The organism is Nocardia mikamii NBRC 108933 (assembly GCF_001613505.1).
Lineage (GTDB): Bacteria > Actinomycetota > Actinomycetes > Mycobacteriales > Mycobacteriaceae > Nocardia > Nocardia mikamii.
Map to the genome: position 1 here is coordinate 82,126 of NZ_BDCM01000019.1, position 22,979 is coordinate 105,104.

The following is a 22,979-nucleotide window of genomic DNA, read 5'->3' on the forward strand; positions in this document are numbered from 1 at the left end:
CATGGCGCGATTCCGGGTGGTGACCAAGCACCAGATATCGGGGTGGCGGTTCCTGCTGCGCCGGATCGAGCACGCGCTGGTGCGGCGCGAGGTCTCCATGATCGACGATCCGCAGCGCGGCCGATCCACCGCGCTCTCGATCGGAATCGCGCTGGCCTGCGTCGTCGTCGCCGGCGCCGCGGTGATGGCGTTCTTCAAGCCCGCCAAACAGGTCGGCAACGCCGACATCGTCGCCGACAAGAACAGTGGCGCGCTCTACGTGAAGGTCGGCGGGCGACTGCATCCGGCGCTGAATCTGACCTCGGCGCGGCTGATCAGCGGTAAGGCGGCCGACCCGGTGCCGGTCTCCCAGCAGGAGCTGGACAAGTATCCGCGCGGTCCGTGGGTGGGAATTCCGGGCGCTCCCGACAGTATCGTCGGCAGCACCGACACCGACTCCTCGTGGACGGTGTGTGATACCACCCGCACCGGTGCGGACGCACCGATCGACCGGACCACCGGCCTGCCCACCACCGCCGGCTCCGCGGTGGTCACCACCGCCATCGGCGGCCCGCTGACCGTGGACGACGACACCACCCACACGCTGTCCGGTGATCAGGCGCGGCTGCTGCGCAATGGTTCGATCACCTGGCTGGTCTACGACGATCGCGACAAGGGCGTGGTGCGCGCGGCGATCGATCTGCGCGACTCCGCGGTCACCCTGGCGCTCGGTATCGACGCCACCATGCCGGTTCCGCAGGCCTCGCGCGGGTTGATCGAGGCGATACCCGAGGTGCCTCCGCTGCGGGTGCCCGACGTGCCCGGCGCGGGCGGGGTCACCACGCTCTCCTCGGGCCTGTCGGTGCCCGTCGGATCGGTGCTGAGCGTGTCGAGCCCGGACCGCCCCGCCTCCTACTATCTGGCCTCGCAATCGGGCCTGGTGCAGATCAGCGCGGTGCTGGCGGCCGTCGTCCGCAACGCCGATTCGCACGGCACGGCCACCACCATGGCGGTCGGCCCGGATGTGGTCGCCGCCAATCTGCGACCCGGAACCTGGCCCGGCACAGAGGATTATCCGGCGCGGGCCGTGCAGGTCGTCGAGGCGAACCGCTACGGCGTGACCTGCTACCACTGGTCGCGCGGCGGCCGGGATCCGAATGCGAGCACCCAGGTGCTGTACGGGCGACGGCTCCCGCTGACCGCCGAACAACAGACCCGTATCGTCGGCCTGGTCACCGCGCCGGCGTCGCACGGCGCCACCGCCGACACCGCGTACATGCCCGGCGGCACCGGCCGGTTCGTCCAGGTCACCGGCGCCGATCCGGCCTCACCGCTGCGGGAGTCGCTGTACTGGATCTCCGACAGCGGCGTGCGCTACGGCATCGACGTGGCCCCGGGCGCCATCGGCGATCAGACCCTGGCCGCGCTCGGTCTGCGGGCGCCGCTGCCCGCGCCGTGGAGCGTGGTGTCGCTGTTCGCCGTCGGCCCGGCGCTGTCCCAGCGCGACGCCCGCGTCCAGCACGACGGAATTCCGTCCGACAAGTCCGCGGTCGGTCTGCCACAGCAGTCGGAAGGTGGGGGTCCATGACCAGCACACGCCGCTTCGTCCGCCCGGCCCGCGCCGAACGCGGGCCGAAGGCGCCGGCGGTCACGGAGTTGCGGTTGCAGCCGCCCACCGAATTGCCCAAACCCGTTCCGCCGTCCCGGATTCGGATGATCATGCCGGTCGTCATGGTCGCCGGTATGGGCGGGATGATGGTGATGATGTTCCGCAACGGTGGCGGAGCCGTCAATCCGATGATGATGATGTTCCCCGTCATGATGCTGGTGTCGATGTTCGGCATGGTCGGCGGTGGTATGAGCGGTGGCGGCGGCGGTGGCGCGGCCTCGCTCAACGAGGAACGCAAGGATTACCTGCGTTCCATCGGGGAGAACCGTAAGACGGTGCACACCGCCGAAGCCGAGCTCTACACCTATCTGCGCCACACTCATCCCGGCCCGGCGGAGATCGCCCGGTTGGTCGGCGGTAAGCGGATGTGGGAGGTGCAGGTGGCCAGCCCGCAGTTCCTGCGGGTGCGAATCGGCCGGGGGCGCATCGCGAATCAGGTCCGGGTGATCGTGCCCGAGGCCGCCCCGACCTCCGATCTCGATCCCGTCGGCGTCGTCGAGGTCACCCGGTTCGCCAAGGCGTACTCGACGGTGGGCGGTATGCCGGTCGCGATCAATCTGCTGTCGGCCCCGCAGGTGGGATTCGACGGTGATCAGGAGGCGGTGGCCGGGCTAGTGCGCGCGATGATCGCGGAGATCGCGGTGTTGCACGGACCGGACCAGGTCGCCGTCGCCGCCGTGCTGGCCGATCCCGACGCCCCGCAGTGGGCGTGGCTCAAATGGCTTCCGCACACCCAGCATCCGAGCGAGACCGATGCCATCGGTTCCAGCCGGATGGTTTATCGCACGGTCGCCGAGCTGCGGTCGAAGGTGCTCGCCGGGCTCAACCGCGGCCCCTTCTCGGCCAACAGCCAGCCCACCCTGGATCGCACGCACTACATCCTGCTCGTCGATATCACCGGGCCGGCCAGCGAACGCGACGTCTCGGGCGTGGACGGCTGCACCTGGATACGCCTGGGCAGCACCGAGCAGAGTCTGCCGCGCGCACTGAAGTTCACCGTCTCCCCGGATCGCGAACTGCACGAGGTGACCGCACGCGGCTTGCGCCGGGTGGGTGTCGCCGACACGATCTCGGTTCCGGCGATGACGGCCCTGGCCCGCGGCCTGTCACCGTTCCGGTTGTCCACGGTGGTGGAGGCGGTGGTCGCCGAACAGGCCGGGACCGGGACGTCGTGGGAGGAGATGGTCGGGGTCATCGATCCCGGTGCGATCCGCGCGGAGCGGCAGTGGCCCCGCCGCCGCGACATCGACCGGGCCCGGCTCAACATCCCCTTCGGCCACGATCCCGCCGGACAGGTGGTCTACCTCGACATCAAGGAGTCGGCCGAGGAGGGCATGGGCCCGCACGGCATGTGCATCGGCGCCACCGGCTCCGGCAAATCGGAATTCCTTCGGACCCTGGTGCTTTCGGCCGTCGCGACGCACTCACCGGATGTGCTGAACCTGCTGCTGGTCGACTTCAAGGGTGGTGCGACCTTCCTCGGCTTCGACCGCCTGCACCACGTGACGGCGGTCGTCACCAACATGGAGGAAGAAGCCGATCTCGTCACCCGTATGGAGGACGTCATCAACGGCGAGATGGCGCGCCGGCAGCGCGTGCTGCGCGATGCCGGCAACTTCGCCAATGTCGCCGATTACGAGCGCGCCCGCGAGCAGGGCGCGCAGCTGGCGCCGCTGCCCACCCTGTTGATCATCCTCGACGAGTTCGCCGAACTGCTCGAACAGCATCCGAACTTCGCGAAACTGTTCGTCGCCATCGGCCGGCTCGGCCGCTCGCTGCGCATCCATCTGCTGCTCGCCTCGCAGAAGGTGCCCGCCAACCGGATGGGTGAGCTCGAGGCCCACCTGTCCTACCGAATCGCGTTGCGCACCAACCAGACCAGCGATTCCCGCGACGCCATCGGCACCGCCGACGCCTACCACCTGCCCAAGAAGCCGGGTTCGGGATATCTGCGCGTCGGCGCGGGCGATCTGCAGCGTTTCCAGGCCGCGTACGTCGGCTCGCCGTATATCCCACCCGCGCAGGCGGCTTCACCGGCCGATGCGCAGCGGGCCCGGCGCCCCGGCGGCGGATACAAACCGCCGCAACGGTTCACCACCGCCCACGTCGTCGCCGCCCGCCCGGAACCGGTCGTCGAGCCGCGGCTCGTCCTGCCCGAATCCGAGGACGAGAACGACGCGGTGACGTTGATGGAGACCGTGCTCGCGCAGCTGGCCGGGCACGGGCGTCCCGCCCACAAGATGTGGTTGCCCCCGCTGGGCGTGCCGCCGACCCTGGAGCGCCTGGTCACCGCCGTCCAGCCCGGGGCACTGCAGATTCCGCTGGCGATCGTGGACAAGCCGCGCCAGCAGCGTCAGGACGTGTGGACCGTGGACCTGTCGGCCGCGGGTGGTCACCTCGCGGTGGTCGGCGGACCGCAGTCGGGCAAATCGACTGCGCTGCAAACCTTGGTGATCGCGACCGCGCTGACCCACAGTCCCGAACAGGTGCAGTTCTACTGCCTGGACTTCTCCGGCGGTCTTTCCGGTCTGCGCGGCGTGCCGCATGTGGGATCGGTGGCCTCGGCGCGGGAAGGGGACCGGATCCGGCGAACCTTCGCGCTGATCACCAATCTGATCGCCCACCGGCAGGCGTTGTTCAGCGAGCTGGGGATCGACAGCATGCGCGAATTCCGCCGCCGGCGCCAATCCCCGGCGGATTCGGCGGAGTTGACCGCGCGCGGTGACGAACACGGCGACGTCTTCTTCGTCATCGACGGATGGGATATCGGATTCTCGGTCAACGGGCCGTATTTCGACGAATATCTGCCCGTGATGGAAACCATTGCGCTGCAAGGCCTCAACTTCGGAATCCATCTGGTGGTCAGCAGTTCGCGGTGGGCGGCGATCCGGCCGAATGTCAAGGATCTGCTGCAGACTCGGCTGGAATTGCGGCTCGGCGATCTCACCGACACCGTCTTCAACAATCATCGCGCGGTGGTCGCCTCCATCCCGCCCGACCGTCCCGGCCGCGGCATTTCGGCCGACGGCCTGCACATGCTGACCGCGCTGCCGCGCATCGACGGTTCCGGCGATGCCGACACCGCCGCCCAGGGGATGAGCGCGGCGATCGCGGAATTGGACCGGCGGTTCGAAGGACGCCGGGCGCCCGCGGTCAAGCTGCTGCCCGCCCAGATCACCATGTCCGAGATCATCACCGGGCGGCCGGAGCCGCAGACACTCGCGCAACGACTGGCGCTGCCGTTCGGTGTCCGGGAATCCGATTTGACTCCGGCCACGGTCGATTTCGGGGTATCGACGCATTTCGCCGTCATCGGCTCGCCGGGCTGCGGCAAGTCGACGGTGCTGGCCGCGCTGCTGGAATCGATTCGCACCCAGTTCACTCCGGCTCAGGCGGTGGTGGTGCTGGTCGACTACCGGCGTCAGCACATGGAGGCGATTCCGGACGAACAGCTGATCGGCTATCTGACCAGCGAGCGCGACCTCATCGACAGCCTGCCCGGTTTCGCCCAGAAGATGCGCGCCCGGCGCCCACCGGACAACGTCACGCCCCAGCAGTTGCGGGAGCGTTCATGGTGGAACGGCCCCGAGGTCTTCGTGGTGGTCGACGACTATCACATGGTGGCCGCGCGCGGCGGGCTCAATCCGCTGGATCCGTTGAAGGACCTCATCGTCGACGGTCGCGACACCGGATTCCATCTCATCGTCGCCCGCAATATCGCGCAGGCCGATATGGCCTTGTACGACAACGTTCTCGGCCAGATCAAGAATCTGAACAGCTCCGGATTCATCATGGACGGCTCGAAACTCGACGGCATGCTGATCGGTGACGTCAAGGCGACCAAGCAGCCGGTGGGCCGGGGCATCTTCGTCGAGCCGCTGCAGTCGCGCCGGGATCTGGTCCAGGCCGCGTGGGTGCCACGGCCGGAATAGCGCAAAGGTGTGGTGTATTCCGCACAACATTCCCAAGGGCGGGAATGCCATAGCGTTCTTTCTGTAACCGCTCATACCAGAGTCGGCGTCACTTGTGAGGAGACCTCCATGTATCTCCAGTTCAGTCCGGAAGTCATCGCTGCTGTTTACAGCACGAACACTGCTGTCGCCACCACGCTGTCCGGCTTGATGAACACCGCAGCCGCGGCCAGTACTCCGGCTCCGCCGAGTGCGGATCCGGTCAGCGCCGGGTTGTCGTCCGCCTTCACCAGTTATCAGGGCGGCTTCTTCAACATCACCAACAACGGCATCACGAAGTTCCACGAAGGGAACAGCAAGCTGCCGGAATCGATTCAGCGATACGAATTCAGCGATGGCGAGGGTGGCGCGCAGGTCAGCTCGGCCGGCGCCGGCGTCGTAGCTATCTGACAACTCGGCTGGGAGTGCGTGATGGACGCGGTTTCCGGTGCGGCGGCGGGGGCCGCGGCCGGTATGAGTGTGGCCGGAGACATCGGCTGTTCCGCGGCAGACCCCGCTGCTACTTTGCAGGCGGCGCTCGACCTGGCTGTTATGGCCAGCCTGGCGATGGAAGCGATGCAAACGCTCGCATTCGGCGCGCTTCCGCCGGAGGTGAATTCGGCACAACTGACCGCGGGCCCCGGCCCGGCTCCGATGATGGCTACCTCGGCCGCCTACGGGGCGGTAGCGGAGGCGTTGACGGCAGCGGCCGGTGGATTCGAGGGATCCAACGGAGCGATGCAAGTTTCGTGGCAGAGCGAGGCCGGTGAACGCGCGCACAGCGCGTTCAGTAATCACACGATGTGGTACCGGGAACAGGCTGCCGTCGCCCAGCAGATGTCGGAGCTCGCAGCCAGCGCCGGGGCGGCCAACGGCGCTGCGCGCGCGATGATGCCGCCGCTGCCGGTGATCCTCGCCAACCGGGCAGCTGCTGTGGTGCTGGCAGCCGAGAACGTCGCGTGTCAGGGTGCGGTGACGCCGTTGCTCCTGGAGAACGAAGCGATGTACCTGATGATGTGGGTACAAGCAGCGGAGACGATGGAGGTCTACCAGGCGGAATCGACAGCGCTGATCGCCGCCATGCCACCACCGTTGGTGGCGCCGACCATCGCCGGTGAGGGCGGAAGTCCTCCGGGGACAACGTATTTCAGTCCTCCCGACCCGCCGCCGCAAGGCGGTGGTGGCGGGTACCACGGGACCTCCGACCCCGGCGGACCGGGCGGGCCGGGCGGCGGACCGGGCGGCGGCCCCGGCGACGGCTCGGGCGATGTCACCGGCGACGGGCTCGATCCGGGCAAGCCTGCGGGACCGACCGATACGGGCGTCGATCCCGCTCAGACCACACCCGGCGGGTCCGAGGCCCAGAGCGCGTTGTCGGATGTCAACAACACCATGTCGTCGATGACCGACTCGCTGGGCAATTCCGGTGGTGACGGCGGCTATCTGACCGAGGAGCAACACGGCTTCTACGGCACGTCACCGTACTCGACCACCCTCATGGGCCTCAACGGCGGTGTGGGCAGCGCGGTCTCGTTCTCGATGGTCCGCAGTGGGTTGGGTGCGGTGCCCGCCTCCGGCACCGGATTCCGGATGCCGGCCAACTGGGGTCAGATGGGAGCCAAGGCATTCGGTCCGCTGCCCGGTGAACCGACCACCGGACCGGTGCCGCCGCGCAACGTACCGCGAGGTGCGGTGGCGCCCAAGGCGCAGATGCGTCGGCGCCGCGACGACGAGAAGAAGCCCTCCAAGGTCTTCGTGCCCGGTGACCACGAAGAGGTGCCGGTGCTCGAGAAGACTCCTGTGGTCGGCGTAATCGAATACGCCGACGACGACCACACAATCGACTCTGTACCGGAATTGGTCCCCGCCCTCGGTGTGCTCGACCGCGTCGAGGACGAGCCGGTCACGGTTCCGATGGATGTCCCCGGCGAATACCGGAGTCGCGACTAGCGCGCCGGTCACCGGCCCCGGGCCTCCCCTCAACGTCTCCGCCGATCGCGGAGCCGACTGTGAAACGAACTTCGAAAGGAATGAGAAATGACCAATCCCAATGTCTTGCAGGGAACATCGGACGACTGGAACACCGGTGCTACCAAGACCGCGCTGGCGCTCGGTGAGCTCGAGAACCAGCTCCGGACCCTGGATGCGACTCGGCTGGGGTTGAACACCGCGGTCAAGAGTCAGCACACCGGTACGGCGATCGACAACACCCTCAACGATCTGCACATCAGCGGTAAGAATCTCGCCACTGAACTGCAGCGCATTCTGAGCGAGATCCAGAAGCGCGGCGGCAAGGTCGATATGGACGACCTCGATGCCGCGCAAAAGGTGCTCGCTGCCGACGGTAGCGATGGCCACGTCAACGCGACCGAAGGGTCCGGCGGAGCCTTCGCCGCCTCCCAGATGTCGGGCAAGATCAACACCTCTTTCGCGTCCTGACCCCTGGCAGCCGTGCAGATCTCATTCCCGGAAAACACACGAAAGGTCCGATGAATCATGGCCGGAAATATGTACTTCAATTTCGCTCAGGTCGATGAGCACCACACCACGCTCAAAACGCTCGGGCAGGCGATGGAAGACAATGTCAACAACCTGAAGAACCTGCAGGGAACGCTGGCGAACATCCTGGGTGGTGCGTCCTCGGATGCCTACCAGGAGGTCGCGGGGAAGCTGAACGGCTTGCTGGTGGCCCACCAGTCGAACCTGGTTCGGCTGAATCAGCAGATCCACTTCGCCGCCGGTAGCCAGGGTATGGTCCAGATTGCCGACAAGGCCAGTGCCGCGAGCATGCGTGGATGATGCGCAGGAGGATCCGGTAGCGATCGATCTGAATGTCGATGCCGCCCTGCTGCTTCGGCATCTGGTCGGCATCGACTCCTATCCGCCGGTGCTGGCACTGCTGCCCAATATCTACCGCGTCGAGGATCGGGAACGGGTGTATTCCGTCGTCACCGATCAGCTGACCGAGGCGGGGATGATCGTCGACGGTCGGGTCCACCCGACGATCGAACATTGGCTGCACTGCCTGTACCGGCCGGATGTGGAATTGATCGCCCGGATCGTCGACACCGGTCTCGACGGTCCGAAAGGCATGCTGCGACTGTCGCTGGTCCGCTCGGACGAGACACAGGTGCTCGCGGTGCGGTCCGACGACCATGTCGTCATCCAGTCCGTACCCGCGGGCGACCATCGCCTGGACACCCTGACCGAGGCGTTGTCGGCCGCGCTGGGGCCGGCCCCAGCGCTGGATTTCACGCCGCTGTCGGCATGGGCCGAAGACTTCGACGAGGTTCCGGCCGAGCCCGACGAGCGCCGGCGGGCACTGGTCGAACTCGGCGCCGAGCCGCGCACGGCGAGTCTGCTCTCCCGAGTGCTGAGCGAAGTCGCCCGGCGTGCGGAAATCGTCGTGACCGAACACCATGACGGAGCCACACCTCGACCCGAGGTCTGCGTAAGTGTGCTCGATACCCTGTCGGGCCGAATCATCGTGACTCCGAGTGTGGCGCTGGACGGCCGGACTCGGGCGACGTACGCGCCCGGCGACGAGGCGGCGCTGCACGCCGGCGTCGCGGCACTGGTGGATCTTCTACCCGGCCGCAGCTGGTTCGAAACCAGTCGGGTCGAATAAGACCGTCCGCCGGGCGTTTTCGAGAGGATGAGGGACATGAACCGAGCACCGAGTACGAATGGGCATGCGGCCGAGGCCGTCCGGGCTCGGGGCGGTTACGACGCCTTCTTCGCGGCGGTGCCCGACCAGCCGGGTCCGGCGCCCACCGGTGACTCCGCGGCCTCGACGTCGCAGGCCTCGACGTCGATGGCCGGAAATGCCGCCGCGGCAGCCGGTTCCGCCGTGCAGTCGTCGAGCGAGCCGGCCGGCGGTGCGATACCGGCCGACCCCGCACGCTCCGCCGCACCCCTGGCCGGGGCGCCGACCGGCGCGGCGCCCGTCGGCTCAGGAGCCACCGGCGGACCGCAGCCGGGTCCGGTACCACCGGGGTCCGCGCAGCCGGGTCCGGCAGCACCGGGCTCCGTCCAGCCCGGCTCGGCGGCGGCACCCGCGCAGGTAGCTCCGGTAGCTCCGGGTGCCGTGCAGCCGGGTTCGGCGCACCCGGGTTCGGCGCAATCGGGAGCAGCGCAATCGGGATCCGTGCAGCCGGGTTCGGTGCAGCCCGGGCCGGTGCACTCGCCGGGCGTCCGGTCCGGCGCCGAAGCACCCACGAGCACCGCCGACGCCTCGACACCCCCTGCCGCCCCGCATGCGGCCGAAACATCCGCTGCGAGCTGGCATTCCGCGGCCCAGACCGCCCCGCCGACCTGGCAGCAGACCGCGACCTCGCCGCACGCCGCCGCGCCCACCCCCTACTCCACGACAACGCCGGCCGCCGCCCGGGTCCCGGACCGCGTCGACCGCAGTGTGCAGAGCTCCGAGCGGGTCGAGATCCTGCCCGCCGCACTGACTTCCGCGGAACTGCTGGCCGATATCGCCGCGGCGCACCGCGCCCAGCTGAAATCCACCAGCGGTGTGCGGGGTGCGCTGAACAAGGTCGGCTTCAATCTCGGCCTGTCCCCGTCCGAACAGCGGAAACAGGATCGCCGGGGCCGTATCCGCCGTCAGCTCAACAGCACCTACCAGATCGCGGTGATCAGCGTGAAGGGCGGCGTCGGGCGCACCACGGTGACCGCGGCGCTCGGCTCCACCTTCGCCCGCCTGCGCCCGGACCGGGTGGTGGCGATCGACGCGAATCCCGACTTCGGTGATCTGCCGACGAGGACGCGGCCGCATCCCTACGGTCTGACGCTGCGGGATCTGGTTCGCTCCCCGAATCTCGAGGCGTTCTCGGCGGTGCATTCGTTCACCTCGATCAACGATGCCGATCTGGCCGTGGTGGCCTCACCGTGGAATACCGAATCGGTGGAGGCGCTGTCGGGTGGTGAATACTCCGCCGCCGTCGAGATCCTGCGCCGCCACTACAACCTGATGCTCGTGGATTGCGGTACCGGCGTGCTGGATTCGGCCACCGGGAGCGTCTTGAACACCAGCGACGCGGTGCTGGTCGTCACGCCCGCGACCGTGGGCGGGGTGAAGGGCGCGGTCGCCACCCTCAATTGGCTGAATTCGCATGGGATGCAACATTTGATCGCCAAATCGATCGTCGCGATCGTGCACCATCACCCGGTGAAGCCGACCGTCGAGGTCGACCAGATCGAGAAGCTCTTCGCCACCGCCCAGCGGCCCACCTTCGAACTGCCCTACGACGCGCATCTGTCCGAAGGCGGCGAGATCGACCTCCGACTGCTCGACGAGGACACGGGCCTGGCGTTCGAGGAGCTCGCCGCCGCGCTGGCCGACGGCTTCCCGGGTTCGCCGATGGCCGGCGGCGATCGCGGAGGGTGGCGATGACCGCTGCCTACGCGACCGCCCCCGCGGCGGCGGCGCCCACGGCCGAGGTGGCGCGGGCCCGGATCGCGATCATGGTCGCCACCTATCAGGTCGATGTGGTGGTGCCGACCAAATTCACCATCGAGACCTTCATCGACGATCTCCTCGGAGTCCTGTCGCGCGCGATCGACGACGAGAACGTGGATTTCACTCCGCCCAGCGGACAGTGGAGTCTGGCCCGGCCCGGTGAGCCGCCGATTCCCCGGTGGCGCAGTCTGGCCGATCACGACGTGGTCGACGGCGCCGTGCTCATGCTCACCGCGGTGGAGTCGGCGGAGATGTTCACCCCGGTCGTCGAGGACATCACCGACGCCCTGGCGATGATCAACGAACGCGAATTCGCCGAATTCGACCGCGGCACCATCGCGATCGTGGGCGTCAGCGCCCTGGGCGTGGGTGCGGTCGCCGCCGCCGGAATGCTGGCGTGGTCGTGGACCGAGACCGGCTCGGTGTGGTGGTGCGGGCTGCCCGCACTGCTGCTCGGCGTGGCGTACTGGGTGGCGGCGCTGGTCGTGCGCGGGCGGCGGGTGGCACCGGGCATCTCGCTGGGCCTGGCGCTGTCGGCCGTGCCGCTGCTGTCCGCCGGTGGGGCGATGCTGGTGCCGCCCGCCTACGGGGAGCCGGGCGCGTTCGCCGCGGCCAATATCGCCGCCGGGGCCGTGGTGGCCGCCGTGTCGGCCGCGACCATGATGCGCGTGACCCGTTTCGGGATCGCCACGTTGATGTCGGTCACCGTGCTGGGCGTGGTGATCACCGCGGCCGCGGTACCGGCCACCTATCTCGATCTCGCGCTGCGGCAGGTCACCGCCGGTCTCGTCTTCGCGGGGCTGATCGTGTTGACGGCCGCGCCCCGGCTGGCGGTCGTGATCGCCCGCATCCGCCCGCCGGACCTGCCCGATCCGGGCAGTGAGGTGGCGCCGTCGACCCTGACCGACATCTTCGACGCCGAGGCCGCCCGCGAGGCCGATCCCGAACTCGAGGAGCAGGACGAGCGTGATCGGCGCCGGGCCCACTCCGGGATCGAGGCCCGCGCCCGGCTGGCCGTGACCAGCCTGCGGGGACTGATGGCGGCGGTCGCGGTACTGCTGTCGGTGTCGACGGTCGTCACCGCCGCGGCGAGCCCGGGCGGGATCCGCGAAATCGTGCTGGCGGTGGCGGTCGCCGGGATTCTGGTGCTGCGCTCGCGCTGGTTCCCGGATCGTGTGCAGGCCCTCGCGCTGGTCTCGGCCGCCGCCATCACCCTGACCGGTCTCGGATTCGTCCTGGTCGGTGCCTATCACACCCCGGGCGCCCGGCTGGTGGTCGTGCTCGTCGCGGTGGCGGCGGCGGTGGCGGCCTGCGTTGCGGCGCTTCGGCTTCCGGGTACGCGCCTGTCGCCGGTGACCCGCCGCGTCATCGATCTGATCGAGTACGCCCTGATCGTGATCGTCCCGGTGATCGCGTTCTGGATCATGGGCATCTACACCGCCATGCGAGAGATCTGATGCGTCCGATCCGATCCGCGAGCACGGCGCTGGTCGCGGTGCTCCTCCTGCTGGGTGCCGGTCCGGCCGCCGCGTTGGACCCGCCGGACGTGGTCGTTGGCGCGGCGCCGCCCGACGGCCCGCCCGGCCCCGAGGTGCCGACCAAACAGGACAAGGGCTGTCTGGCCGTCGGCCTGCTGCCCAACAGCGACGTGAAGCAGACGCCACCGCCCGAACAGGCCCTGGATCTGCGCCAGGCGCGGGCGCTGAGCCGCGGCGGCGGCGTGACCGTCGCGATCGTCGATACCGGGGTCGGCCCGAATCCGCGGCTGCCCAATCTCACCGGTGGCGGCGACTACGTGGCCGCCGGCGGCGACGGGCTCTCGGATTGCGACGCGCACGGCACGCTGATCGCCGGAATCATCGGCGCCACCTCGGATCCCGCCGACGGGTTCAGCGGTGTCGCACCGGACGCCAGGCTGGTGTCGATCCGCTACCGGTCGGGCGCCTTCAGCCCGGAACAGCCGCAGGGGGACGAGGCCACCGCGGCGCCGGCCCGCGAGTTGCGCAATCTGGCCCGCGCCATCACCCACGCGGCGAACCTCGGCGCCGGGGTGATCACCGTATCGCTGCCGATCTGTGTGCCCGCGGATTCGAAACTCGACCAGTCGATGCTGTCGGCGGCCATCGGATTCGCCGTGCACGTGCGCGGCGCGCTCATCGTGGCCGGGGCGGGCAACACCGGTAGCTCGGGATGTCAGCAGAACCCGCCGATCGATCCGAGTCGCCCGCGCGATTCCCGGAACTGGGGTGCGGTGCAGACGATTTCGTCACCCGGCTGGTTCGGCTCGGATGTGCTGACCGTCGGATTCACCACCGCCACCGGCGCCCCGATGCCGGATTCACTTGCCGGACCGTGGGTTTCGGTGGCCGCGCCCGGCACCGGAATCGAATCGCTCGGCCCGGGCGGCGGTGGCCTGATCAACGGCGTCGGCGCGCCCGACAAACTGGTCGCCGTGGGCGGCGCCTCGTTCGCGGCGGCCTATGTGAGCGGCGTGGCCGCGCTGTTGCGTTCGCGCTACCCGAACGAGACGCCCCAGGAGATCGCCGCCCGCCTGCAGGCCAGCGCGCACGCACCTGCTCGCGGCATCGACAACTCGGTCGGTGCGGGCATGATCGACCCGCTCGCGGCACTGAGTCTTCGGACCGCTCCGCGCCAGCCGGCGGGCCTGTTCCGCTCCACCGAACTCCTCGTGCCGCCGCCCGCGCGCGCGGCCGACCGCCGCCCGGCGATCGTGGCCGGCATCGTCATCCTGGCCGCGCTCGTGGCCGGGGTGGGAGCGAGCTACGCCGGCACGGTGATCGGGAGACGCCGTTGAGCGTGGCGAACATCCGAATCGGCAGTCCGGAGGGCGGGCCGATCGTGACGGCTTCGATCGCCGCCAGTTTCGTGCTGGTCGGTTTGTGGGGCCGCGCGCCGCTGTGGGTCGCTCCGCTGGTGGTGGTGGCGATGGCGAGCGCGGTACTGGTCCGCGTCGACGGGCGTACCGCGGTGCGCTGGTTCCTGGACTGGTGCGAGTACCGGGCCGGTATGGCGGCGCGGGCGCGGGAGCGGGCCCGGCCGCGCGAGATCCACGACGTGGAGGTCGCCGCCGGCGTGTGCGGTATCCACACCGACGAGTCGACGCTGGTCGCGATGATCCAGCTGGCACCCGACTTGGATCTGCCCACCGTGATCGGTGAGGAGACGCTCTACACCGAGGACGTCGTACCCATCGACACGCTGGTCTCGATGCTGGATCAATACGGGATCGCCGTCGACATCGATATCGTGACCACCGGCCAGCGGGTCCGTCCGGCGACCAGCTACAGCATGCTCTACGACCAGCTGATCGGCACCCATCCGGTGGTGGGGGAGCGGATGACCTGGCTGGTGCTGCGCCTGGATCAGCAGCGCAATCTCACCGCGCTGGCCCGCCGCGGCCCGGCCGAGGTCACCGGCCCGAAAGCACTCGCCACCGCGGCGCATCGGATCGCGTCCCGGCTGCGGGAGCGGGGTATCTCGGCGCACGCCCTGCCCGCGGACGCGTTGCGGGAGGCGACCCGGCTGCTGCACGCCGGGGTCGAACCCGCGGAGCTGCGCGAGCGCTGGGGACAGCTGGAATCGCCGGCCTCCGGGCGCTGCGTGACCAGTTTCTCCATCGATTGGACCCAGTTGCACGGTGCGGGCCTCGACGACTGCTGGAACTGGAATCGCGGCCGGACCACTCTCGTGGTCAGCCTGGCCGGCGGTGCGCTCGGACCGCGCGGCATCGTGCGCTATGTCGGTCCGCCGGTCACCTCGGCGCCGGTCGACTATCTGCGGCGGCTCGGTGGCCGTCAGTCGACGGCCCTGCTGGCGACGTTGCCGACCGGAACTCCGGTCTCCGCCCTGCCGCCCGACGACACCGGCAACGACGTGGCCTCCCCGGAGCTGCTCGCGGAGCTGCCGATCACCATCGGCCCGAACGGGCAGATCCTGGGATCGATCAGTGGCCGGCCGCAGCACGCACTCGCCCTGCCGCTGTTCGACCCGGCGCGCTACAACCCGCGCCGGCGCACCATCGACGTGCACGCCGATCTGCCGGTGGCCCAGCAGATCGTGCTGCGCGCGATGGTGGTCGGCGCCGACGTCGAGGTGCATTCGGCCCGGCCGCACCGCTGGTCGCAGCTGGTTTCCGCGGTCGGCGACCCGTCCTCGCTGCGGCTGGCGGCCGAATCCGGACTCGCCGACGCGGACGGCGGGACCCCCGGCAGCCCGGCCACCATCGCGGTGTTCGACCAGATGTCACCGCGCGCCTCGACGGCGCACACCACGGTGACCATCAACGATCCGGGGACCTCGCGCCGCCGATCCGTGGATCTGGCGATCAACCAGGTCACCGCGACGTCGGTGGATGTCAGCATTCCGATGCGCACGGTGCGGGTGGATCTGATCGAGCCGCGCGGCGAGACCCGCTATTACGACAATCCGGCGCCCCCGGCGGCGGCAGGCGATAGACCGGCGATCACGGCCCCGCAGGTAGGTGGTCCTGGTGCCGACTGACGAATCGGGACGGTAATGTTGATCAATGTGGTGGCGGACTCCCAGACCGATGGTGATATTCAGCCTCCGGACGGCGACGACTCGCTAACACCCCGGCAGAGCGCGGCGGCGATCTTCTCCCGCCGCCTGTCGGAGCTGATCGCGGAATCCGTGGTGTCGACCGAGGACGGCTCGACCAGGTCGCTGACGCTGTATTCGCTGGCGCAGCACCTGGAACTGGCGTACCCGGATGTGCCGGTGTCGCAGTCCGGGCTGTACCGGCTGGTGCACGGGGAAGCGATTCCGCGGTTGGATCTGATCATCGCGCTGGCCCGGGTCTTCGATGTGCCGCCGGAGTATTTCGTCACCGAACGTCCGGACTGAATCGGCGAAAACTGTTCTCCCCAGCGGGAATAGTGCCGATGAGGCACGGGTGTGATTGTCGCTACCATCCGGGATATGCCCGCCGAGGACCAGGGAGATCTCTTCCTTCGCCATCGCGGCGCGGTCCTGGACACGCTGCTCTCCGACCCGTCGTTCGGATCGCCCGAATTCACCGCCGACGGCGGCCCGGCCGCCGGTCCCTCGGCTACCGAACATCCGAATGCCGTTGATTCCGTAGCGGATTCCGATTCGGTACCGTCGGTGCGCAAGGTGAGTTCCGGGCCGAAGGCCAGTGACCGGATCATGGCGCTGCTCAGCGGTGAATCGCCCGCCGGGGCCAGCCAGCTCGAATTCACCTCGGACTTCTCCGAGCGTTCGGCGCGGCTCGGCGCGGCGGCGGAGGAATCCGAACAGCGGGCCGGCGCCGCGCCCGAACCCCGCGAGAAGGCGGCCGACCCCACCTCGGCCGGTGGGCCGCAATTTCCGCAGGTGGTGCTGGCCCAGCTGCGCAAACCGAAGGTCGCCCTGGCGGTCGCCGCGGCGCTGGCCCTCGTGCTCGTGCTGGTGCTGGTCACCACGGGCGGTAAGAAGAGCAATCCCGAGCAGCTGGCCGTGGTCACTCCGGTGGCCGCCGCACCCCCGTCGTCGAAGCCGGGCGCGGGTCCGGAATCGGCGCCCTCGGAGTCGAGCAGCGCCCCCATCAAGGTCCGATCCGCGCAGGCGCACTGCCCGGCCGGCAGTACGGACGCGATGGACGCCTTTTCCGGTGAGCCGGGCAAAGCCTGGTCCTGCGTGCGGGCGTTCAAGATCGACGGCCAGGTCATGACGATCGACCTCGGCAAGAAATACCAGGTGGACTCCATCGGGATCGTCCCCGGCTGGGACAGCGTCGGCAGCGACGGTGCGGACCAGTGGAACAAGTACCGCACGGTGAGCCGGGTGTCGTATCTGTTCGACGATCCGACCGCGACGCGATATACGCAGCAGACGCTGGATCAGCGCAGTCTCGTGGTCACCAAGATGTCTCCCGCGGTCAGCGCCTCGAAGATCACCTTGACGATCCAGCAGTCCAAAGGCGAGCCCTCGATCAACGCCACCGCCATCTCCTCGATTGTGATCACGGGACATTGAAACCTCCGCATTCGATCTGCCAGTACTGCTCCCATCGCAATGGCGGAGACGAAACTCGTTGCGGCCATTGCGGAGCCCCGTTGCCGCTCGGTCCCGAGGCCCGTGTCGACGGTGGTAGCGCCGGTCACCCACTGCTGGCGGATGCCGCGCACACCGCATTGGAAGCCGGGCGCCTGATCGCGCGCACCGCGGGTGCGGCGGAGAAGGTGGGTGCCGAGGTCGCGAAAGCGGGTGAGGGCGCCACCAAAGCGGCCGCCGAGGCCGAAAAAGGCGCTGCCGCAATCGCTGCGCCGGAGGTCAGCTGGAAGGTCGCGATCGCCGCGATCGCCGCGCTGCTGGTGGTGGCCGTTGTGGTCATCCGTTCCTGCGCGGTGGACGCGCCGCCGATGATCGGGCAGCTCACCCCCGTCGAGGCGCTGCCCGATCTGGTGCGGGCCGCCTCCTCGTGCCGTCATGTCGACAGCGGGCCCGCGGTGGACAACTGTGTGATCGCGGCCGATCACCCGTTGTTGTCCGGCGGTATCACCGACGGCCGGCAACTGACCTTCACTGTGCGCGCCGATCCACCGCAGAATCTGACCGCGGTGGTCAACGGCTGGCGCGTGGCCGGCGGCACGGTCATCGCCGACGGCACCGTGTTCGTCGCCATCGGTCCTTCGGCAACGGTGTGGTATGCAGATACCCGCACCGGTCTGCGCATCGAGACGGCGACGTTCGCGAATCGTGCAGGCGCGCAGACTTTTCTGTTCCGATCCGGTTTGGTTCGCTGAGAAACCGGGTAACAGCGCGCAATCCTTGTTACACTGAACAACGTGCCGTTATTTAACGGCACGTTACAGACAGTCCGCAATACTGCGGTACCGATTCCGATCGCGGGAAGGCACGGGTCGATGGTGGCAACTACCCAGCAGACGATTTCATGGAAGCGATTCCGTGATGATCCGACAGATCTGGAGGCGGTGTACTTCCGCTGGATTCAGCCGGGAGCCGCGGCGCCCACGATCACCGACCGTGCCGAGCAGATCTTCCGGCATCATCTGGAGCTGGCCGCGGGTCGGCGCCCGGGAACCGCGGTGACCAGGCTGTATCGCGCCGGAGACGGCAGCGGTCTGGGACCGGCGCTGCAGATCGTCAACGACGATATGCCGCTGCTGGTGGATTCGCTCACCGCGGCGCTGCAACGCCTGGGCGCCACCGTGACCGAGGTCGTGCATCCGGTCTTCGACGTCCTGCGGGATCGGCGCGGCCGGTTGCGGGCGATCGCGCCCAGCGAGGGATTCGATGTGGCGCAGGCGAATTCGGCGAGCCGATCGGAGGGCAGCGGAAACGTCGTCACCGAGTCGTGGATCCATGTGCAGCTGGGTGCCGGGGATTCCGACGCGGTGCTGGACCGGATCGAGCGGGCGCTGCCACCCCTGCTCGGCGAGATCCGCCAGGTCGCCCACGACACCGAGGCGATGACCCGCACGATGGGAACGCTGGCCGCGCGGCTGGATTCCGTACCGCAACCGTCCGCGACCGAGGCGGCCGAATGCGCGCAGTTGCTGCGCTGGCTGACCTCCGGGCACTTCACCCTGCTGGGATACGGCTACTACCGGGTTCATCCCGGCGCCGACGGTCCTGAGCCGCAACAGGTTTCGGGCACCGGACTGGGCGTGCTGCGCGACGGTTCGGGTGTGGACGTGGGCGCTCCCGCACCCGGTTCGGAGCAGATCCTGCGGCTGTCCAACGGCTCCCTGGACTCGCTGCTGCCGGGCTCGCCGGATGTGTACGTGGTCAGCGTCGCCGACTACGCGGCCGAGACCACGCCCTCGGTCGCCGGCCAGGTGGTGGGCGAACACGTTTTCGTGGGCACCTTCACCGTCAGCGGCTTCCACGAGAACATCCTCGACATCCCGGTGATCTCCCGCCGCGTCCACCAGGTCATCGAATGGGCTGGCCTGGCGCTGAATTCGTTCTCCGGCCAGGCGCTGCTGGAGATGTTGCAGACCTTCCCGCGCGTCGAACTGTTCTCCACCGACGCGCGCCGCCTCTTCGAAACCGTCTCGGCCGTCATGAATCTCGGGCTGCGGCGGCAGATCCGGCTGTTCCTGCGCCGTGATGTGGGCAGCAACGCCGTGTACTGCCTGGTGTACCTGCCGCGCGACCGCTACTCGACCGAGGTGCGGTTGCGGATGCACGAGATCCTGCGCCGGGAATTCGACGCCGAGCAGATCGCCTACTCGGCGCGTGTCACCGAATCCGAGCTCGCCGTCGTCTATTTCACGGTGCACCGTGGTGCCGACGCCGAACCGGCGGATATCACCGAATCCAACCGCGAACGCATTCAGGACCTGCTGTTCGCGACCACCCGCAGCTGGAGCGACCGGCTGGTCAGCGAAGCCGCGGGCCTCGCCGAGATCGCCGCGCCGGTCGTCCAGGACTACGCGACCGCGTTTCCGGCGACCTATCAGCAGGAATACGAGCCCGCGCGGGCGCTCGACGACCTGTGCCGGCTGCAGCGCCTGGCCGACGGGCAGATCGATACCGATCTCTACCGCACCGCCGGCGCCCCCTCGGGGGAGTGGCGCTTCACGCTCTACGTCGCCGGGACCGAGGTGTCGCTGAGCCGGGTGCTGCCGTTGCTGCACAGCCTCGGCATCGAGGTCGTGGAGGAAAAGCCCTACCGGCTCGAACTGCCGGGCGACAGCACCCGGTGGATCTACGACTTCGGCCTGCGGGTCGCGCCGAACACGCTGCGTGGCACCGGCGAGGGCGATCCGGAGGCCGATCTGGACCGCGCCGTGGCGCTGGAATCCCTGCCGGACACCAGTATCCGCAAACGCCTGCCGGAGGCCGTGTCGGCGATGTGGTTCGGCGACGGCGAGGTCGACGGACTCAACGAACTCGTCCTGCGCGCCGGATTGCACTGGCGACAGATCGCGATGCTGCGCGCCTACGCGAAATATCTGCAGCAGGCGGGATTCGCCTACACCTTCGCCAACATCACCCGCGTGCTGCTGGCGCAGCCGAGCACCGCGCGCGCCTTCACCGAATTGTTCGAGGCCTATTTCGATCCCGAACACCTCGGGCCGGTCGCGACCGCGCGGGCCGCGGCCATCTCGTCGCGGCTGCAGGACGAGATCGATGCCGTGGTGAGCCTCGACACCGACCGGATTCTGCGGGCGATTCTCGGGCTGATCACGGCGACCCTGCGCACCAACTACTTCCGCCGCGACGAGGACGGAAATCCGCTCGGACATCTGTCGTTCAAATTCGACCCGCACGCCATCGCCGAATTGCCCCGTCCGCGGCCGCAGTTCGAGATCTTCGTGTATTCGCCGCGGGTGGAGGGTGTGCATCTGCGTTTCGGTGGGGTCGCGCGCGGTGGATTGCGCTGGTCGGATCGCCTGGAGGATTTCCGGACCGAGATCCTCGGTCTGGTGAAGGCGCAGGCGGTGAAGAACGCGGTGATCGTGCCGGTCGGCGCCAAGGGCGGATTCGTGGTGAAGCGCCCGCCGGCCGCGACCGGTGATGCGGCGGCCGACCGCCAGGCCATGCAGGCCGAGGGCATCGCCTGCTACCGCACCTTCATCTCGGGACTACTCGATCTGACCGACAATGTCGACCATGCCGGTGGTGAGGTGATCCCGCCGCAGCGGGTGGTGCGCCGCGACGGGGACGACACCTATCTCGTGGTGGCCGCCGACAAGGGCACCGCCACGTTCTCCGATATCGCCAACGAGGTTGCGCGGCACTACGATTTCTGGCTCGGTGATGCGTTCGCGTCGGGTGGTTCGGCGGGGTACGACCACAAGGCGATGGGGATTACGGCGAAGGGTGCGTGGGAGAGTGTCAAGCGGCATTTCGCGGAGATGAATGTCGATACCCAGCGTGAGGAGTTCACGGTGGTGGGTGTCGGGGATATGTCGGGGGATGTGTTCGGTAACGGGATGTTGTTGTCGGAGCATATTCGGTTGGTGGCGGCGTTCGATCATCGGCATATTTTCATCGATCCGGATCCGGTGGCGGGGTCGTCGTTCGCGGAGCGGAAGCGGTTGTTCGGGTTGGCGCGGTCGTCGTGGGCGGATTACGACACCTCACTGATCAGTGAGGGCGGCGGGGTGTTCGATCGCTCCGCCAAGGCCATCGCGATCACGCCGCAGATTCGCGCCGCACTCGATCTGGATCCGGGCGTGAGCACGTTGTCGCCGCCGGAAATGATCCGGGCGATCCTGCTGGCGCCGGTCGATCTGCTGTGGAACGGCGGTATCGGCACCTACATCAAGGCCAGTACCGAATCACACGCCGACGTGGGTGACAAATCCAACGACGCCGTGCGGGTCGACGCGGATCTGTTGCGGGTCAAGGTGATCGGCGAAGGCGGCAATCTGGGCGCCACCGCGCTCGGGCGGATCGAGTTCTGCAAACTCGGCGGCCGGATGAATACCGACGCACTCGACAACTCCGCCGGCGTGGACTGCTCCGACCACGAGGTGAACATCAAAGTCCTTCTGGGAGCGGCCATTTCCGCCGGCGAGCTGGCCGAGTCGGACCGTAACGCCCTGCTGGCCGAGATGACCGACGAGGTCTCGGCACTGGTGTTGCGCGACAACATCTCCCAGAACTTCCGGATGGGTCTGTCGCGGTCGAACGCGGCCGCCATGGTGGGGGTGCACCGGCGGCTGATCGCGGAACTGGAGACGCGGCGCGGCGTGGATCGGCAGCTCGAGGCATTGCCCTCGGATGCCGAACTGGACCGGCGCGCCGCGGCGGGCACAGGACTGACCTCACCGGAACTCGCCAATCTGCTCGCGCACGTGAAGCTTTCGCTCAAGTCGGATCTGCTCAGCGGTGATCTGCTGGACAGCAGTGCGTTCGAGGCGCTGCTGCCCGGTTACTTCCCGACACCGCTGCGGGAACGCTTCGGCGCCGCGATCGGCCGCCATCCGCTGCGCCGGGAGATCCTGGCCACCATGGTGGTCAACGATATGGTCGACTACGGCGGCATCACCTACGCCTTCCGGCTCGCCGAGGAGGCCGGGGCCACCACCGACGACGCGGTGCGCGCCTTCACCGCGGCCGTGGAGATCTTCGATCTGCGGGCACTGTGGGAGCGCATCCGCACGACGCCGATGCCGGCGGCGGCCCGCAACGAGCTGGAGATGGAAACCAAACGCACCCTGGATCGGGCGGCGCGCTGGCTGCTGACCAACCGGCCGCAGCCGATCGCGGTCGGCGCCGGTATCGCGCGCTACCGCGACGGGGTGCGCGCGCTGGCGGCACGGGTGCCGGCCTGGCGGCCCGGTGCGCTCGCCGACGATCTGATGTCGCGCTCCGGCGGTCCGATCGGTCACGGCGCCCCGCGGGAGCTGGCGGAGGAGGTGTTCCTGCTGATCCATCGGTTCCCGCTGCTGGACGTGCTCGATATCGCCGACATCTGCGAACGCGATGCCGACGAGGTGGCCGCGCTCTACTACGCGCTGGACGCCCACTTCGACATCCAGCGGCTGCTGTCCGCGGTGGCGGGGCTGGACCGTGGCGATCGCTGGCAGACGTTGGCGCGCTTGGCCGTTCGCGAGGATCTCTACGATTCGCTGCGCTCGCTCACCGCCGACGTGCTGACCACCACCGAACCGGTCGACACCCCCGAGGAGAAGATCGCCTACTGGGAATCGACCAACCGTTCCCGCCTCAGCCGTGCCCGCGCGGCACTCGGGGAGATCTTCACCTCCGAAGCCCACGACCTGGCGACCCTGTCGGTGGCCGCACGTCAGGTCCGCAGCATGGTCGGCAGCGCCGAAACGACGGCGACGGTGCCCAGCTGACCTGCCGGTGGGTTCGGGTGCGCCGCCTGGGACCGGCACACCCGAACCCGCTCCGGAACCCCGCCGACGCCGCCCACCCGAGATCGGGTGGG

Annotated in this window: 15 protein-coding genes; all 15 read left to right on the forward strand. The window is 68.6% G+C overall.

Going from position 1 to position 22,979, the window contains the following annotated elements; all coding sequences use genetic code 11:
* The first annotated feature begins 1 nt into the window (after position 1).
* The 15 genes from eccB (at position 2) to NMI01S_RS28465 (ending at position 22,887) form a co-directional block, all read left to right on the forward strand.
* A complete protein-coding gene (gene eccB, locus NMI01S_RS28390; RefSeq protein ID WP_063001782.1) occupies positions 2 to 1,567 on the forward strand; it encodes a type VII secretion protein EccB in 1,566 nt (521 codons plus the stop codon).
* Complete coding sequence (gene eccCa / locus NMI01S_RS28395; RefSeq protein ID WP_063001783.1) at positions 1,564 to 5,580, forward strand: type VII secretion protein EccCa; 4,017 nt, start codon at positions 1,564 to 1,566, stop codon at positions 5,578 to 5,580. Before eccB ends, eccCa begins: the two co-directional genes overlap by 4 nt.
* A gap of 12 nt (positions 5,581 to 5,592) precedes the next feature.
* A complete protein-coding gene (locus tag NMI01S_RS28400; RefSeq protein WP_157126416.1) occupies positions 5,593 to 6,009 on the forward strand; it encodes a PE domain-containing protein in 417 nt (138 codons plus the stop codon).
* A gap of 21 nt (positions 6,010 to 6,030) precedes the next feature.
* Positions 6,031 to 7,548: a PPE family protein gene (locus NMI01S_RS28405; protein WP_063001785.1), complete on the forward strand. Its 1,518-nt coding sequence runs from the start codon at positions 6,031 to 6,033 to the stop codon at positions 7,546 to 7,548.
* Positions 7,549 to 7,635: 87 nt separating this feature from the next.
* Positions 7,636 to 8,037: a hypothetical protein gene (locus NMI01S_RS28410; RefSeq protein ID WP_063001786.1), complete on the forward strand. Its 402-nt coding sequence runs from the start codon at positions 7,636 to 7,638 to the stop codon at positions 8,035 to 8,037.
* 57 nt (positions 8,038 to 8,094) lie between these two features.
* Positions 8,095 to 8,397, forward strand: a complete 303-nt coding sequence (locus NMI01S_RS28415; protein ID WP_063001787.1) for a hypothetical protein — start codon at positions 8,095 to 8,097, stop codon at positions 8,395 to 8,397.
* On the forward strand, positions 8,390 to 9,226 hold the full coding sequence (locus tag NMI01S_RS28420) for an ESX secretion-associated protein EspG (RefSeq protein WP_063001788.1): 837 nt from the start codon (positions 8,390 to 8,392) through the stop codon (positions 9,224 to 9,226). The genes NMI01S_RS28415 and NMI01S_RS28420 overlap by 8 nt, the downstream gene beginning before the upstream one ends.
* A gap of 36 nt (positions 9,227 to 9,262) precedes the next feature.
* On the forward strand, positions 9,263 to 10,999 hold the full coding sequence (locus tag NMI01S_RS36100) for a nucleotide-binding protein (RefSeq protein WP_245717066.1): 1,737 nt from the start codon (positions 9,263 to 9,265) through the stop codon (positions 10,997 to 10,999).
* Entirely contained in the window at positions 10,996 to 12,522 is a 1,527-nt protein-coding gene (gene eccD / locus NMI01S_RS28435; protein ID WP_063001831.1) for a type VII secretion integral membrane protein EccD, read from the forward strand. The genes NMI01S_RS36100 and eccD overlap by 4 nt, the downstream gene beginning before the upstream one ends.
* Complete coding sequence (mycP, locus tag NMI01S_RS28440; protein WP_063001790.1) at positions 12,522 to 13,880, forward strand: type VII secretion-associated serine protease mycosin; 1,359 nt, start codon at positions 12,522 to 12,524, stop codon at positions 13,878 to 13,880. The genes eccD and mycP overlap by 1 nt, the downstream gene beginning before the upstream one ends.
* A 2-nt stretch (positions 13,881 to 13,882) precedes the next feature.
* Positions 13,883 to 15,586, forward strand: coding sequence for a type VII secretion protein EccE (gene eccE, locus NMI01S_RS28445; RefSeq protein ID WP_063001791.1), 1,704 nt, complete (start codon positions 13,883 to 13,885; stop codon positions 15,584 to 15,586).
* 27 nt (positions 15,587 to 15,613) lie between these two features.
* Entirely contained in the window at positions 15,614 to 15,949 is a 336-nt protein-coding gene (locus NMI01S_RS28450; protein ID WP_223273873.1) for a helix-turn-helix domain-containing protein, read from the forward strand.
* Between the two features lie 75 nt (positions 15,950 to 16,024).
* The gene (locus NMI01S_RS28455; protein ID WP_063001792.1) at positions 16,025 to 17,080 is read left to right on the forward strand and encodes a hypothetical protein; all 1,056 of its coding nucleotides are present in this window, start codon (positions 16,025 to 16,027) and stop codon (positions 17,078 to 17,080) included.
* Positions 17,081 to 17,160: 80 nt separating this feature from the next.
* Positions 17,161 to 17,850 (forward strand): hypothetical protein, encoded by a 690-nt coding sequence (locus tag NMI01S_RS28460; protein ID WP_063001793.1) that lies wholly within the window; start codon positions 17,161 to 17,163, stop codon positions 17,848 to 17,850.
* A 120-nt stretch (positions 17,851 to 17,970) separates the two neighbouring features.
* Positions 17,971 to 22,887: an NAD-glutamate dehydrogenase gene (locus tag NMI01S_RS28465; RefSeq protein WP_063001794.1), complete on the forward strand. Its 4,917-nt coding sequence runs from the start codon at positions 17,971 to 17,973 to the stop codon at positions 22,885 to 22,887.
* The last annotated feature ends 92 nt before the right edge of the window (positions 22,888 to 22,979 follow it).

What these genes read in the sequence shown, in the direction of transcription:
- NMI01S_RS36100 (WP_245717066.1), top strand. Translation starts at nt 9,263, where the DNA reads ATGAACCGAGCACCGAGTACGAATGGGCATGCGGCCGAGGCCGTCCGG.
- NMI01S_RS28405 (WP_063001785.1), top strand. Translation starts at nt 6,031, where the DNA reads ATGGACGCGGTTTCCGGTGCGGCGGCGGGGGCCGCGGCCGGTATGAGT.
- NMI01S_RS28415 (WP_063001787.1), top strand. Translation starts at nt 8,095, where the DNA reads ATGGCCGGAAATATGTACTTCAATTTCGCTCAGGTCGATGAGCACCAC.
- eccB (WP_063001782.1), top strand. Translation starts at nt 2, where the DNA reads ATGGCGCGATTCCGGGTGGTGACCAAGCACCAGATATCGGGGTGGCGG.
- NMI01S_RS28465 (WP_063001794.1), top strand. Translation starts at nt 17,971, where the DNA reads ATGGTGGCAACTACCCAGCAGACGATTTCATGGAAGCGATTCCGTGAT.
- eccCa (WP_063001783.1), top strand. Translation starts at nt 1,564, where the DNA reads ATGACCAGCACACGCCGCTTCGTCCGCCCGGCCCGCGCCGAACGCGGG.
- eccD (WP_063001831.1), top strand. Translation starts at nt 10,996, where the DNA reads ATGACCGCTGCCTACGCGACCGCCCCCGCGGCGGCGGCGCCCACGGCC.
- NMI01S_RS28410 (WP_063001786.1), top strand. Translation starts at nt 7,636, where the DNA reads ATGACCAATCCCAATGTCTTGCAGGGAACATCGGACGACTGGAACACC.
- NMI01S_RS28455 (WP_063001792.1), top strand. Translation starts at nt 16,025, where the DNA reads ATGCCCGCCGAGGACCAGGGAGATCTCTTCCTTCGCCATCGCGGCGCG.
- mycP (WP_063001790.1), top strand. Translation starts at nt 12,522, where the DNA reads ATGCGTCCGATCCGATCCGCGAGCACGGCGCTGGTCGCGGTGCTCCTC.